Raw genomic sequence first — 13,305 nt, 5'->3', positions numbered from 1 at the left:
GCGATCTGTTCCGGTAATTCGTTCAGTGTTTTCAGTCTTGGTCCGGTGCGCGCTCAGGCGGCGACACCATCGCCTGCGGCATGGCAAGCGGCAAGCAGCGGCGCCAGCGCGAGCTGGCTGGCGGCTTCGGCCGGCGCGACCTGCCACGGCAGCGTGCCGAGCCAGGGCGCGCCTAGCGCCGTGCGCAGCGTGTCGATGTTCTCGTCGGCGAGCTGCATGCCGGGATCGATGCGGTTGGCGATCCAGCCGGCCAGGTGCAAGCCGCGCGCGCGCACGGCTTCGGCGGTAAGCAGCGCATGGCTGATGCAGCCCAGGCGGATGCCGACCACCAGCACCACCGGCAGGCCGAGCATCACGGCAAGGTCGGCCGTGTCCCAGCCGCCTTGGTCGCGCGGCGCGCCGTCCAGTGGCACGCAAAAGCCACCGACGCCCTCCACCACCACCGCGCCGGCCCGCGCCTGCAGCGCGGCAAACGCGGCGCGGATCGGCTCGCGCGTGATGCGCGTGCCCTCGATGGCGGCGGCCAGGTGCGGCGAAGCCGGCGTGCGCAGCAAAAACGGGCACGTCTGCGCCTGCGCAACGGTCACCGCGCTGGCGGCGCGCAGTTGCGCCACGTCATCGTTGTGCCAATGGTCGTTGCGCCATTCGCTGCCGCTGGCCACTGGCTTCATGCCAACGGCCAGGTGGCCGGCGGCGCGCAGCGCGTGCAGCAAGGTGGCGCTAGCGTGCGTCTTGCCGATGCCGGTGTCGGTACCCGTGACAAAGCAGGCGATCATGACGCCTCCTTGCGCGGCACCACGCTGGCCAGGCTGGCCAGCAGGCGCTCGACATCGGCCACGGTATGCGAGGCCGACAGCGTGATGCGCAGGCGCGCGGTACCAACGGGCACGGTGGGCGGGCGGATCGCGCCGACGCGGATGCCGTCGGCCTCCAGCGCCGCGGACAGTGCCAGCGCCGCCACGTTGTCGCCCACGATCACCGGCTGGATCGCCGTCGAGCTCTCACCCAGGCGCCAGCCAGCCGCCCGCGTCAGGCCGGCCAGGCCGCTGCGCAGCGTATGGATCAGCTTATCCAGCTGCGCGCGGCGTTGCCGCCCTTCGTCGCCGGCGATCAACGCCAGGCTGGCGGACAGGGCGTGCGCCACCGCCGGCGGCGAGGCCGTGGTGTAGATGTACTGCCGCGCGGTGTTGACGAGATGATCGATGATGGTCTCGTGCGCGGCCACGAACGCGCCCGCCACGCCGGCGGCCTTGCCCAGCGTGCCGATATAGATAAAGCGCGGCGACGTCAGCGCGAGGTGCTCCAGCACGCCGTGGCCTTGCTCGCCCAGCACGCCGAAGCCATGTGCGTCATCCAGGATGATCCAGGCATCGTGCCGCTCGGCCAGCGTCAGCAGCTCGGCCAGCGGCGCAAAGTCGCCGTCCATGCTGAACACGCTGTCGGTGACGATCAGCTTGAGCGGGCTGGTGCTGGCGGCCAGCAAGCCTTCGAGCTCGGCCACGTTGCGATGCGCGTAGCGGCGGACCTCGGCCCGCGCCAGGCGCGCGCCGTCGATCAGCGAGGCATGGTTGAGCGCTTCGCAGAAGAGCGTGGCATCGGCGCTGCCTAGCGCGGTCAGCACCGCCATGTTGGCCATATAGCCGGTGCTGAAGTAGAGCGCGGCCGCGTGCGGAATGTTCGGCGCGAACCACGCCGCCAGTTCCCCTTCGAGCCGGTGGTGGGCCAGCGAATGGCCGCTCACCAGGTGGGAGGCCCCGCTGCCCGCGCCGAACTGGCGCGCGCCCTCGGCCATGGCCGCGATCAGCGCGGGATGGTTGGCCAGGCCCAGGTAGTCGTTGCTGCAGAACGTCAGCAACGAGTGCATCTCGCCGCCGCAGGCATCGCTCACGGCTTGCTGCGGCGCACAGGCGGAGTACGCGGTGCGGCGGCGCCGCGTCAGTGCCTTTTCGTCGCGCTCGGCGGCGGCCAGGGTCAAGTGCTCAAGCAGCATCGCGTATCTCCGTGGGTGCGCCGGTACCGTTGCCAGCGCTGTTGTTCTGGTCCATGCCGGCGAGTACCGTGTCGAGCGTGGCTTGCAGCTGGCCTGCCAGCCATTGCGCAAGCGCCGCGTCGAACACGTACGGGGGCATGATGTAAAGCGTGCGGCCGATCGGCCGGATCAGCACGCCGTGCTTGCGCGCGGCATGATGGAAGCGCGCGGCGAACTCGCCCGCGTCGGCCGCGTATTCTTCGCGCACATCGGCGGCCCAGATCAGGCCGCGCTGGCGTACGTGATGCAGCCGGGCATCCGCCGCCAGCCCTGCCATGGCCTGCGTGAGCCACTGCGCGCGCTGGCGGTTCTGCGCCACCACGTCTTGCTTGGCGAACAGGTCGAGCGTGGCCAGCGCGGCGCGGCAGGCCAGCGGGTTGCCGGTATAGGAATGCGAGTGCAGGAAGCTGCGGGCGCGGTCCGGGTCGCGCGCCTCGGCCACGAAGGCCTGCTGGATCGCGCTGCGCGACAGCACCAGCGAGAGCGGCAGGTAGCCGCCGCTGATGCCTTTGGACAAGCACAGGAAATCCGGCCACAGGTGCGCCGGCAGCGGTGCGCCGGGCTCGGCCGCGCCGCGTGCCTGCTCCCACGCGAAAAAGGTGCCGGTACGCCCGCACCCCACCGCAATCTCGTCGGCGATCAAATGCACGCGGTAGCGGTCGCACAGCGCGCGCACGCCTTCCAGGTAGAGCGGATCATGCATGGCCATGCCTGCGGCGCACTGCACCAGCGGCTCGATGATGAGCGCTGCAATCTGGCCGCCGCGCGCCTGCAGCAGCGCCTCCAGCGCATCCAGCGCGCGCTGCGCAACCTGCGCGGCGCTCTCGCCCGGCGCGGCCTGGCGCGCATCCGGCGACATGACCACGTGCGAGCTCATCAGCATCGGATCGTAGGCATCGCGGAAGATCGCCACATCGGTCACCGCCAGCGCGCCCACGGTCTCGCCGTGGTAGCCGTGGCGCAGGCAGACGAATTCGCGCTTGCCGCCCAGGCCGGTGTTGCGCCAGTAGTGGAAGCTCATCTTCAGCGCAATCTCCACGGCGGACGCGCCGTCGCTGGCATAGAACGCATGACCGAGCGCGCCGCCGGTCAGCGCCGACAAGCGCTCGGCAAGCTCCACCGCCGGCGCATGCGTGCAGCCGGCCAGCATCACGTGCTCGAGCGTATCGAGCTGCTCGCGCAGCGCGGCGTTGATGTCCGGGTTGGCGTGGCCAAACAGATTGACCCACCAAGAGCTGGTGGCGTCGAAATAGCGCTGGCCGTCGGTGTCGTGCAGCCAGGGGCCCTCGCCGCGGGCGATGGCGAGCGGCGGCTCGCCGGCATCGGGCCGCAGCGGCGTGCACGGATGCCATACCGCGCGCAAGCTGCGCTCGCCCAGCGTGGGCTGGGCAAGATGCGCGCTCGGCGCCAGGGACGCGGAATTGGACTGGTCTTCCAAGGAAACCCTCCTTTGTTGACCGCGCGCTGGCCGGCCCAGGCCGGCGAAGCCTGGCGTGGCGGCACTTGCGTGCGGGTTGGGGAGAGTCATGGTAGGGAGCTACCTGGTGAATTGGCAAACAGCGCCGGATTTACACGTTGACGACACGTTGAACGACAAAGCACGAAGAAGTACCTAACCGCCTCGTATCCCGACACTTGCGTGCGCCTATCTCCACCCTGCGCAGCCGGATGCGGCGCGCGATTCCATCCGTCTATCGAAAATAATCACGCATCATGGCTGCGGATCGAACGAAAGCCCGATCTCCTTGAAGAACCGCTCGACCTCCGGCAGCCAGATCGGCACGCCCGCGCGGGCGCCGAACAGCGTATGGGAGTCGCCCGCGAATGTGCCGTAGTCCACCATGCGGGCGTTAGCGGCAGGGCCATGCGCCTGCGCGGTATAGGCCTCGAAGAATTTTGCCGGCAGGGGCTGCGGCCAGTAGCTGTCGTCATCGCCGTACAGCCACAGCGAGGGATAGCGCGCCTTTTTGCCGTAGTCGCCGAATGCGTCCACCAGGTTGAATTCCCAGCGACTGCAGGATTCATCGCGCAGTCCGCCGGCAAAATTGATCACGCCCAGCACGCCCGGATAGGCGATGGTGCTGAATGCCATGGTGGTCAGCCCGCCATGCGACTGGCCGATCACGACGATGTGCGATTTGTCCACATAGGGCTGCTTGATCATGTATTCGAGTGTGGCCACCACGTCTTCGGCCTGCACCAGGCCGTTGCTCTCGACATTGCAGCCGCCGCCGATATAGGCGCCGCCGGATTTGGAAAAGCCCTGGCGCATCGGCAGCGCCACAACGTAGCCGCGCTTGACGAATTCCGCGCTCTGCACGAGGTAGCGTGCGCGCGACTGGAAGGCTGGCTTGCCCAGCGCCTTGCCGTGATTGATCACGACCAGCGGAAACGGGCCGTCGCCGGGTGGCTTGAAGATAGTGGTTTCCAGCTCCAGCGAGAACATGACGCCGGGCTTGGGAACCATGGCGACCTGCTCAGACGATCCGGGGATGATGGCGGTGATCGCCTCTGGTGCCTGCGTGGCCTGATTCGCGGATGGCGCCCGCGCCATCGCCCCGGCGAATGGCAGGGTCAGCAGCAGGGCCAGGGCCAGTCGTTGCATCCACCTCATGATTTGCCTGCTCCTTGGTTTGCCCCTGCCGCGCGAAGCGCCGCTTGCCTGCTGCCCGCCGCCTCAGGCCGTGCGCTTGGGCAACGGATGCCCCGGCAGCAGGTCGTACGGATGACGCCAGCCCGGCAGCGCACGCAACCGCTCGGTCCAGGCGTGGAGTTGCGGATACTCCTTGCGCCAGTGCACGCCGATCTCGTCGTCGTAGAACACGTAGCCGGCCAGCGAGAAATCCGCGATGGTCGGGCGCTCGCCCAGCACGTAGGCTCGCCCGGACAAATGCGTGTTGAGCACGTTCCACGCGCCCTCGCAGCGCTGCCTCAGGAACTGCAGCACCGCCGGGTTCGGTGCCTTGGTGAAGGTGCGCAGGAAGCGGTAGGTTGCGGTGTACGACGTGAACTTGTGGTTGTCGAACAGCAGCCAGCGCAAGACCTCGGAGCGTTCGGCCTCGCTGGCAGGGCCGTAGGCGTCGAGGCGCTGCGCGAGCAGGTCCAGGATGGCGCCCGATTGCGACAACCGCTGTCCATCGAACTCCAGCACCGGCGCCTCGCCCATTTCGTTGATGGCACGGTACTCGGGCGCATGCGTCTCGCCGTTGAAGTAGTCGACGAAGCGCGGCGTCCACAGCGTGCGGCCACGCTGCACGCCGACGGTTTCCAGCAGCAATGCCACCTTGTAGGTGTTGCCGGATTGTGCGAAGCCATACAGCAGGTACTCCGTGTCCCGCGCAGCAGCAGCAGCCATCGATTCCGTCATGGTGTCTCCCCCAGCATTTCGCCATCGACATAAAGCCAGCGCGGCGCCTCGCCGGCGCTGCGCGGCTCGCGTACAAAGCGGCTGCGCTCGTGCAGCCGCCAGGCGCGCCCGCCCACCTTGTAGCGCGCCACGAACTCCACCTGGGCATGCGTCTCGTCCTGCTGCGCATGCGCCTTGACCGCGAGCCCGAGCCAGCGCGTGTCCGTGTCCGCGGCAAGATCGTCCGGGCAGGTAGATGGATGCCAGGTATGGCGCAGCCAGTCCACGTCGCCCAGCACATAGGCGCTATAGCGCGAGCGCATCAATTGCTCTGCGTTGAACGGCAGCGCCTCGCCGCGATGAAAGCGCCCGCAGCAGGTGGCGTAGTCGCCCCCGCCGCATGGGCAGCCGCCAGTGCCGGCGCCGGACGCGCGCGCCTTCATCCGATCAGCCCCGGCAGCTCGCGCATATCGGTGAAGGTAGTGACTGCGCCGGCTGCCAGCAGCGATTGCGCCGCGTTGCGCGCAGCGTAGCCGAGCACCGTCATGCCCGCGGCAACGCCTGCGGTCACGCCCGTCGGACTATCCTCGATCACCACGCAGCGCGCCGGCTCCACATCCATGGTGCGCGCCGCCAGCAGGTACACGTCGGGCGCCGGCTTGCTGCGCTCGACCTCGGTCGACGAGAAGATATGCTCGCGCTCGTCCTGCTGGAACAGCTCCACCAGGCCGGTGCGCGTCAGTTGCAGCTTGACCTTGATGCGATCCGCGCCCGAGGCCACGCAGACCGGCAAGCCAGTCGCGACGATCGCGCGCACCGCCTCACGCACATGCGGCACCGCTTGCACTTGCGCCTCAAGGACTGCGTTGCGACGCACGAACCATTCCGACAGCCAGTTTTCCGGCAGCGGCGCGCCACGCCGGCTGGCGATGTTGTCGAGCTCTTCGCGCACCGCGCGGCCGAGAAACCACTTGGTGGATTCCTCGATCGAGATGCGGATGCCAAGCTCGTTGAGCATCTCGTTGAGCACGCGGTTGACGATGGGCTCGCTGTCGACGAGCACGCCGTCGCAATCGAAAATCACGCAGTCGAAACGGGGATGGCGGATCGGCTTGATGCTGGCATTCATGCGGGTTTCTTTTCCTTGCTGCTATCTGTGCTGTTATCTGCGCTGTTTTCGGTATGGCTTGCATTGCTGTCCATGCCCGGCACGGCACGCAGCGCCATCGGGCGCTTGCTCTTGAGGTGTGCTTCGATCTGGTCGAAGCGGTCGAAGCCCCAGAACGGCTCGCCGTCGATGATCACAAAGGGCGAGCCGAACACGCCCTTGGCCATGGCCACGTCGATCTCGGCCTTGAGCTGGTCCTTGATCTGGAAGCTGCTCGCGCCGGCATCCATGGCATGCGCGTCGATGCCGAGCGGCTCGGCCAGCTTCACCAGTTCGGCCGGCTCGGCGATGTTGATGTCATCCACGAACAGGGCGTGATAGACCGACTTGGCAAACGCGGTGGCGATATCGTCGCCGTGATGGTTCTGCAGCCACAGCACGGCGCGCGCGGCCTGCGTGGTGGGCAGCGGGAAGTGCGTCGGACGCTTGTACTCGATATTGTGGAAGCGCGCGGTGCGCTCGAAATCGCGCCAGGAATAGTCGCCCTTGAGCGGCACCTGCGGCAGCGGCGAGCTGCCAGTGGTCTTGAACACCACGCCGAGCAGGATCGGATGCCATGCGACGATGCGCCCGTACTTCTGCGCCAGCTCGTCGATGCGCGTGCTGGCGAAGTAGCCGTAGGGCGAGGAAAAATCGAAGTAGAAATCGATGGCAGCAGTCATTGTCTGGGGGCTCCTGGCGTCTGGCCGTTTGGGTTCAATGCTTCGGTGATTCGATGATGCGCCAACAGGTTGGTTCCGTGCTGCGCGCGAGCCGCCCTCAGGCCAGCGCCCGAGCGATCAGTATCTTCTGAATGTCGCTGGTGCCCTCGTAGATCTGGCAGACGCGCACATCCCGGTAGATGCGCTCGACCGGGAAATCGCTGACATAGCCGTAGCCCCCAAAGACCTGGATGGCGGCCGAGCAGACCTCCTCGGCCATCTCGCTGGCATACAGCTTGGCCATGGCGGCCTCCTTCAGGCAAGGCCGCCCCGCATCCTTGAGCGACGCGGCATGCCACACCATCTGCCGCGCCACCTCGATCTTGGTCGCCATGTCGGCCAGGCGGAACTGCACGGCCTGGTGCGCGAACAGCGGCTGGCCGAAGCTCTCGCGTTCCTTGGCATACGCCAGCGCCGCGTCGAACGCCGCGCGTGCCATGCCGATGCTTTGCGAGGCGATGCCGATGCGTCCGCCTTCCAGGCCGGACAGCGCCATCTTGTAGCCGGCGCCCTCCTCGCCCAGCATATTGGCTGCCGGCACGCGGCAATCCTCGAACAGGATCTGCGCGGTGTCCGACGAATGCTGGCCGAGTTTTTCCTCCAGCCGCGCGACGATGTAGCCGGGCGTCGCGGTGGGCACCAGGAAGGCACTGATGCCGCGCTTGCCCGCCGCCTTGTCGGTGACCGCGAGCACGATGGCCACGTCGGCGTTCTTGCCGCTGGTGATGAATTGCTTGACACCGTTGAGCACGTAGTCGTCGCCATCCCTCACCGCGCTGGTGCGTAGCGCGGCGGCATCCGAGCCCACGTGCGGCTCGGTCAGGCAGAAAGCGCCGAGCATCTCGCCGCGCGCGAGAGGCACCAGCCACCGCTGCTTCTGCGCCTCGCTGGCGAAAGCCATCAACATGCTGCACACCGGGCAGTTGTTGACGCTGATGACAGTCGAGGTGCCGCCATCGCCGGCAGCGATTTCTTCCAGGATCAGCGCCAGCGAGAGATAGTCGAGCCCGGCGCCGCCGTATTGCTCGGGTACCGCCACGCCGTAGGCGCCGAGCGCGGCCAGCTCGCGGTGCACCGCCTGCGGGAAGGTCTTGTCGCGATCCCACGCGGCGGCGTGCGGCGCGATCTCCTGCTGCACGAACTGGCGCACGGCATCGCGGATCATTTCCTGTTCTGGCGTGAGCAGCATGTCAATTCACCAAGGTGGTAGCGGAGTCGGGAACCATGAATGCCGTGCTCACCACGGGATCACGCTGCCATCGTAGTTGCGAAAACCACCGTTATCCTGGCGCGTCGCGCCGGCGATCACGCCGCGCATGCCGGATACGCTTTGCTGCGGCGTGAGGTCGGCTTCCTTGCCGCCCATCTCGGTCTGCACCCAGCCCGGGTGGAAGGCCAGGCAGGTAGCGTGGCGCGCGTCGAGCGAGGCGGCCTTGAGCGCCGCGTTGGCCGCCGCCTTGCTGACCCGGTAGAGCCAGCTGCGGTTGCTGTCCATGGTGCCGATGCTGCCCATGCGCGAAGCCAGCACCGCCAGCACGCCACCCTTGCCCGAACGCCCGGCCTCGACCAGCGGCAGCAGCAACGGCAGCGCCATCATCGGCCCCAGCACATTGACGTGCATCACCTTGTCGAAGTCTTCGCGGGTGACCGGCTGCGCGCCTTCGGTGCGCGGGCCGATCACGCCGGCGTTGTAGATCGCTACGTCGATGGACTCGCCGTCCAGCTTCCAACCCAGCCCGGCGACCTGGCCCGCGTCGGTCAGGTCGGCGCGCAACGCCTCCGCGCCAAGCGCTTCGATGGCCTTGATGCCGTCATCGCTGCGCGCGACGGCCAGCACCCGCCAGCCATCGGCACGGTACTGGCGCACAAATTCGAGACCGATGCCACGCGAGGCACCAAGGATGAGAGCGGTTGGCAAGGCAGTACTCCTTCTTCTATATCGTTTGCGGCCTGGCTGCCGCGCGGTGGCGGCAGCTGCTCAGTTGCGGTCGATGCCGCGGGTTCAGACGATCTCCAGCCCCACCGCGGTGGCTTCGCCGCCGCCGATGCACAGGCTGGCCACGCCGCGCTTGCCGCCGGTCTTGCGCAGTGCACCGATCAGCGTAGCCATGATGCGCGCGCCCGAGGCGCCGATCGGGTGGCCCAGCGCGCAGGCGCCGCCGTGGATGTTGACCTTGTCGCGCGGGATCTTAAGGTCGTGCATGGCGGCCATCGGCACCACGGCGAACGCTTCGTTGATCTCGAACAGGTCGACGCTGTCGGTAGTCCAGCCGAGCTTGCGGTAGAGCTTGTTCATCGCTTCCACCGGCGCGGTGGTGAACCAGCCGGGCGCCTGCGCATGCGAGGTGTGGCCGAGCAGGCGGGCCAGCGGTTCCAGGCCGAGCCGCTTGGCGGTGGATTCGCGCATCATCACCAGCGCGGCAGCGCCGTCGTTGATCGATGACGACGAGGCGGCGGTGATGGTGCCGTCCTTGGCAAAAGCGGGCTTGAGCGATGGGATCTTGTCGACCTTGATGCGGCGCGGGCCTTCGTCGGTATCGATGATGGTGTCGCCACCACGCCCCGGCACCGTCACCGGCGCGATCTCCCAGCGGAAGTCGCCACGCTCGGTGGCCTGCTGGGCGCGCCGCACGCTCTCCATGGCGAACTCGTCCTGCGCCGCGCGGGTGAAGTCGTACTTGGCCGCGCAGTCCTCGCCGAAGGTGCCCATCGAGCGGCCACCGCCTTTTTCGTCCTTGATGTAGGCGTCTTCCAGACCGTCGAGCATCATGTGGTCGAAGATCATGCCGTGGCCGATGCGGTAGCCGCCGCGGCCCTTGGGCACCAGGTACGGCGCATTGGTCATGCTCTCCATGCCGCCCGCGATGCCGATCTCGAACGCGCCCGCGATCAGCGCGTCATGCACATTCATGGCGGCGCGCATGCCGGAGCCGCACATCTTGTTGACGGTGGTGCAAGCCACGCCAAGCGGCAGGCCAGCGCCCAGCGCTGCCTGCCGGGCGGGCGCCTGGCCCAGGCCCGCGGGCAGCACGCAGCCGAACACCACTTCCTCAATCTGCTCCGGCGCGAGGCCCGCGCGTTCGACCGCCGCGCGGATGGCGGCGGCGCCGAGCTGCGGCGCCGTCAGCGTGGCGAACTCGCCCTGGAAAGCCGCCATGGGGGTGCGGGCGGCGGATACGATGACTACGGGATCATGCATGGTGTGTCTCCAATGATTGGGGCGCTGGCTGGCGGCGATTGTTGGCTCTTCCGGGAATCTCTCTGTACTTGCCGACGACTGATGACCGATGTTCAGCGGATCGACGCTTGCGGCGGATCGCCGAACTGGCGGTAGGCGGCCTCAAGCTGTGCGTGCAGCTCGTCGTTGCTGCTGGCGGCCATGCCCAGGTCGCGCAGCAGGCCGTCGGACACGCCGTAGACCCAGCCATGCACCGTGACCGGCTGCCCGCGGTCCCACGCGTCCTGCAGCACCGTGGTCTGGCACACGTTGTTGACCTGCTCGATCACGTTGAGCTCGCACAGGCGCGTATGCGCATCTTCCTCGCGGGTGATGGTGCCAAGGTAGGCGCCGTGCTTGTCGGCCACGTCGCGCACATGGCGCAGCCAGTTGTCGGCCAGGCCGATGCGCTGGCGCTTGAGCGCCACCTTGACGCCGCCGCAGCCATAATGGCCCACCACGGTGATGTGGCGCACCTTGAGCACTTCCACCGCGAACTGGATCACGGACAGCGCGTTGAGGTCGCTATGGGCGATGACGTTGGCGATATTGCGGTGGACGAACACCTCGCCCGGTGCCAGCCCGAGGATCTGGTTGGCCGGCACGCGCGAATCCGAGCAGCCGATCCACAGGTACTCGGGCGCCTGCTGGTTGGCCAGGCGCATGAAGAAGCTCGGGTCTTCCGCATTGACGCGGTCCACCCACTCGCGGTTGTTGCGGAAAAGCTGGGCGATAGCGTCACTCATGCGACTCTCCTTGCGGGTGCGGGATCGTTGCCGTGCGCGCGCGCTTCGGCGTCGCCGCCGCCGGCGGCATAGCGATGGATAAAGCGTTCAGAAACATCATAGGCATAGAAATCATGGATTTGCCCGGCCAGCAGCCGGTCCTTGTGAGCCTGCCACATGGCAGGATCGAAAAAATCTTCGTGGTGCCGCAGGAAGGCAGCACGCACGCGCGCGTCGCCGAGCAGGAAGGTGCGATAGGTCTCGGGGAAGATGTCGTGCCGCCCGACGCTGTACCAGACCTCGCCCGACAGTTCCTCCTCCTCGTTGCGCGGCTGCGGCACGTGGCGGACATTGGTGTCCGTCATGTACTCGATCTCGTCGTAGTCGTAGAACACCACGCGCCCGTGGCGCGTCACGCCGAAGTTCTTGTAGAGCATGTCGCCGGGAAAGATATTGGCAGCGATCAGCTCCTTGATGGCGTTGCCGTACTCGACGATGCCGTGCTCGACCTGCGCATCCGAGCCTTCCTGCAGCCAGATGTTCAGCGGCGTCATGCGGCGCTCAATATACACGTGGCGCACGACAATTTCCTCGCCACCATCCTTGCCGCGCTGGTATTCGATCATCGACGGCGCATGCAGCTCCAGCTCGCGCACCAGCGCATCGTCGAAGCGAGACAGCGGGAAGGCCACGTCGGAGTACTCCAGCGTATCGGCCATGCGCCCGACGCGGTCGTGCTGCTTGACCAGCTGGTACTTCGACTTGACCAGCTCGCGCGTGGTCTCCTTCGGCGCCGGGTAGTAGTCCTTGATCACCTTGAACACGTAAGGGTACGACGGCAGCGTGAACACCAGCATCACCAGGCCCTTGATGCCGGGTGCGCTGATGAACTTGTCCGACGAATGCTGCAGGTGATGCAGGAAGTCCCGGTAGAACAGGTTCTTGCCCTGCTTCTGCAAGCCCAGCGAGGTATAGATCTCCGCGCGCGGCTTGCGCGGCATGATGTCGCGCAGGAAGGTCACGTACGCCGACGGGATCTCCATGTCGACCATGAAGTACGAGTGCGTGAAGGAGAACAGGATCAGCAGTTGCACCTTCTTGAGCAGCACCGTATCGAGCGACAGCTTGCCATCGGGCGTGTGCACGATGGGAATCGCCAGCGGGAAGGTGCGATCGGCATTCAGGATACGGCCGATGATGAACGCCGACTTGTTGCGGAAGAACAGCGACGACAGCACATGGATCTGGAAATTCGGCGCAATGCGGAAGTCACCGAAATACTCGGTGACGGCGCGCACCACATAGCCGATATCGCGCGTGAGATCGTCAAACGGCCGCTCGAGCTGGAAGTTATGGACGATGCGTTCGAAGCACGCCGCCATGCCCTTGCGGCTGCCCGGATAGTAGGCGCGAAAGGTCGGCCGGGTGGGCGACTCCTCGTTCTCGATGTACTCGGTCGAGATGGCCGGGCGCACGAAGATGAAGTCGTTGTTGAAGTACGAACGGTGCAGGATGCGCGTGCACACCGAGTTGAAGAAGGTCTCGGCCAGTTCCGGCTGGTGATGGTTGGTCAGCAGCCCGATGTAGTGCAGCTTGATCTGCTGCCAGATCTCGTCCTCGATATTTTCCGCGTCGTATTCGTCTTCCAGGATCACGCTGGTTTCGCGCACCCGCTCGTTGTAGAAGTCGATGCGGTCGCGCTGCAGTTGCTGCAGGCCGAGCCAGTCGGCCGCTTCGAACTTCAGCTTGGCCAGGTGGCTGACTTCGCGGAACAGCCGGTAATGCTTGTCAAACCCGTCCAGCATGGTCCGGGCCACGTCGTAGGCGATCTGCGAGGACAGCAGCTTGGGGAAGTGGGACATGTCGCAGACCGGTGACTAAGGCTGGAGGTGGTTTCCGGAGATTGTAAATTGGTTCGGCGGCCGGGCGAGTGCTCTTTCGGTCAATTCGGCGTGGGCGGTGGGGCACTTAGGCTGGCGCTGCCGCCTTGCGGCGCCGCGCCCGGCCGCGTGCTGCGCCGGCATCACATGGTTTGCGAGAACAGCTCGCGCCCGATCAGCATGCGGCGGATTTCCGAGGTGCCCGCGCCGATCTCGTACAGCTTGGCGTCGCGCCACAG

The 13,305-nt window shown here is 66.7% G+C and carries 14 protein-coding genes; all 14 read right to left on the bottom strand.

All coding sequences use genetic code 11. The features are described from left to right. Positions 1-53: 53 nt before the first annotated feature. Entirely contained in the window at positions 54-776 is a 723-nt protein-coding gene (bioD, locus tag AC07XB_RS21105; protein ID WP_492374276.1) for a dethiobiotin synthase, read from the bottom strand. Continuing rightward, positions 773-1,990, bottom strand: coding sequence for an 8-amino-7-oxononanoate synthase (gene bioF, locus AC07XB_RS21100; RefSeq protein WP_416050206.1), 1,218 nt, complete (start codon positions 1,988-1,990; stop codon positions 773-775). Before bioF ends, bioD begins: the two co-directional genes overlap by 4 nt. Further along, a complete protein-coding gene (gene bioA / locus AC07XB_RS21095; RefSeq protein ID WP_492374275.1) occupies positions 1,980-3,467 on the bottom strand; it encodes an adenosylmethionine--8-amino-7-oxononanoate transaminase in 1,488 nt (495 codons plus the stop codon). The genes bioF and bioA overlap by 11 nt, the downstream gene beginning before the upstream one ends. A gap of 273 nt (positions 3,468-3,740) precedes the next feature. Continuing rightward, positions 3,741-4,643 carry a dienelactone hydrolase family protein gene (locus AC07XB_RS21090; protein WP_492832998.1) on the bottom strand — a complete coding sequence of 301 codons (903 nt, stop codon included), beginning with the start codon at positions 4,641-4,643 and terminating at the stop codon, positions 3,741-3,743. Positions 4,644-4,706: 63 nt separating this feature from the next. Then, a complete protein-coding gene (locus tag AC07XB_RS21085; RefSeq protein ID WP_492374273.1) occupies positions 4,707-5,396 on the bottom strand; it encodes a glutathione S-transferase family protein in 690 nt (229 codons plus the stop codon). Continuing rightward, complete coding sequence (locus AC07XB_RS21080; protein WP_174428625.1) at positions 5,393-5,818, bottom strand: YchJ family metal-binding protein; 426 nt, start codon at positions 5,816-5,818, stop codon at positions 5,393-5,395. The genes AC07XB_RS21085 and AC07XB_RS21080 overlap by 4 nt, the downstream gene beginning before the upstream one ends. Next, positions 5,815-6,504, bottom strand: a complete 690-nt coding sequence (locus tag AC07XB_RS21075; protein ID WP_492812831.1) for an HAD family hydrolase — start codon at positions 6,502-6,504, stop codon at positions 5,815-5,817. The genes AC07XB_RS21080 and AC07XB_RS21075 overlap by 4 nt, the downstream gene beginning before the upstream one ends. Next, positions 6,501-7,205, bottom strand: coding sequence for a 2-hydroxychromene-2-carboxylate isomerase (locus tag AC07XB_RS21070; protein WP_492374272.1), 705 nt, complete (start codon positions 7,203-7,205; stop codon positions 6,501-6,503). The genes AC07XB_RS21075 and AC07XB_RS21070 overlap by 4 nt, the downstream gene beginning before the upstream one ends. A 97-nt stretch (positions 7,206-7,302) precedes the next feature. Beyond that, positions 7,303-8,433 carry an acyl-CoA dehydrogenase family protein gene (locus AC07XB_RS21065; protein WP_492832995.1) on the bottom strand — a complete coding sequence of 377 codons (1,131 nt, stop codon included), beginning with the start codon at positions 8,431-8,433 and terminating at the stop codon, positions 7,303-7,305. 48 nt (positions 8,434-8,481) lie between these two features. Continuing rightward, entirely contained in the window at positions 8,482-9,162 is a 681-nt protein-coding gene (locus tag AC07XB_RS21060; protein WP_416050200.1) for an SDR family oxidoreductase, read from the bottom strand. An 84-nt stretch (positions 9,163-9,246) separates the two neighbouring features. Then, positions 9,247-10,443, bottom strand: coding sequence for an acetyl-CoA C-acetyltransferase (locus tag AC07XB_RS21055; RefSeq protein WP_492812825.1), 1,197 nt, complete (start codon positions 10,441-10,443; stop codon positions 9,247-9,249). 92 nt (positions 10,444-10,535) lie between these two features. Continuing rightward, complete coding sequence (can, locus tag AC07XB_RS21050; RefSeq protein ID WP_416050198.1) at positions 10,536-11,207, bottom strand: carbonate dehydratase; 672 nt, start codon at positions 11,205-11,207, stop codon at positions 10,536-10,538. Further along, positions 11,204-13,048, bottom strand: coding sequence for a bifunctional isocitrate dehydrogenase kinase/phosphatase (gene aceK / locus AC07XB_RS21045; protein ID WP_492812823.1), 1,845 nt, complete (start codon positions 13,046-13,048; stop codon positions 11,204-11,206). The genes can and aceK overlap by 4 nt, the downstream gene beginning before the upstream one ends. A gap of 161 nt (positions 13,049-13,209) precedes the next feature. Next, the coding region (locus tag AC07XB_RS21040) for an acyl-CoA dehydrogenase family protein (protein WP_492368639.1) at positions 13,210-13,305 on the bottom strand (96 nt) is incomplete at its 5' end.

The organism is Cupriavidus sp. GW821-FHT02F09 (assembly GCF_059421605.1).
Note: the sequence above shows the minus strand (reverse complement) of the source record. Positions and strands in the feature narration are given on the sequence as shown.

Bases quoted from the DNA above. Each gene is read 5' to 3' on its own strand.
- AC07XB_RS21075 (WP_492812831.1), bottom strand. From the start codon at position 6,504: ATGAATGCCAGCATCAAGCCGATCCGCCATCCCCGTTTCGACTGCGTG.
- AC07XB_RS21085 (WP_492374273.1), bottom strand. From the start codon at position 5,396: ATGACGGAATCGATGGCTGCTGCTGCTGCGCGGGACACGGAGTACCTG.
- AC07XB_RS21070 (WP_492374272.1), bottom strand. From the start codon at position 7,205: ATGACTGCTGCCATCGATTTCTACTTCGATTTTTCCTCGCCCTACGGC.
- aceK (WP_492812823.1), bottom strand. From the start codon at position 13,048: ATGTCCCACTTCCCCAAGCTGCTGTCCTCGCAGATCGCCTACGACGTG.
- bioF (WP_416050206.1), bottom strand. From the start codon at position 1,990: ATGCTGCTTGAGCACTTGACCCTGGCCGCCGCCGAGCGCGACGAAAAG.
- bioD (WP_492374276.1), bottom strand. From the start codon at position 776: ATGATCGCCTGCTTTGTCACGGGTACCGACACCGGCATCGGCAAGACG.
- AC07XB_RS21055 (WP_492812825.1), bottom strand. From the start codon at position 10,443: ATGCATGATCCCGTAGTCATCGTATCCGCCGCCCGCACCCCCATGGCG.
- AC07XB_RS21065 (WP_492832995.1), bottom strand. From the start codon at position 8,433: ATGCTGCTCACGCCAGAACAGGAAATGATCCGCGATGCCGTGCGCCAG.
- AC07XB_RS21090 (WP_492832998.1), bottom strand. From the start codon at position 4,643: ATGAGGTGGATGCAACGACTGGCCCTGGCCCTGCTGCTGACCCTGCCA.
- AC07XB_RS21080 (WP_174428625.1), bottom strand. From the start codon at position 5,818: ATGAAGGCGCGCGCGTCCGGCGCCGGCACTGGCGGCTGCCCATGCGGC.
- can (WP_416050198.1), bottom strand. From the start codon at position 11,207: ATGAGTGACGCTATCGCCCAGCTTTTCCGCAACAACCGCGAGTGGGTG.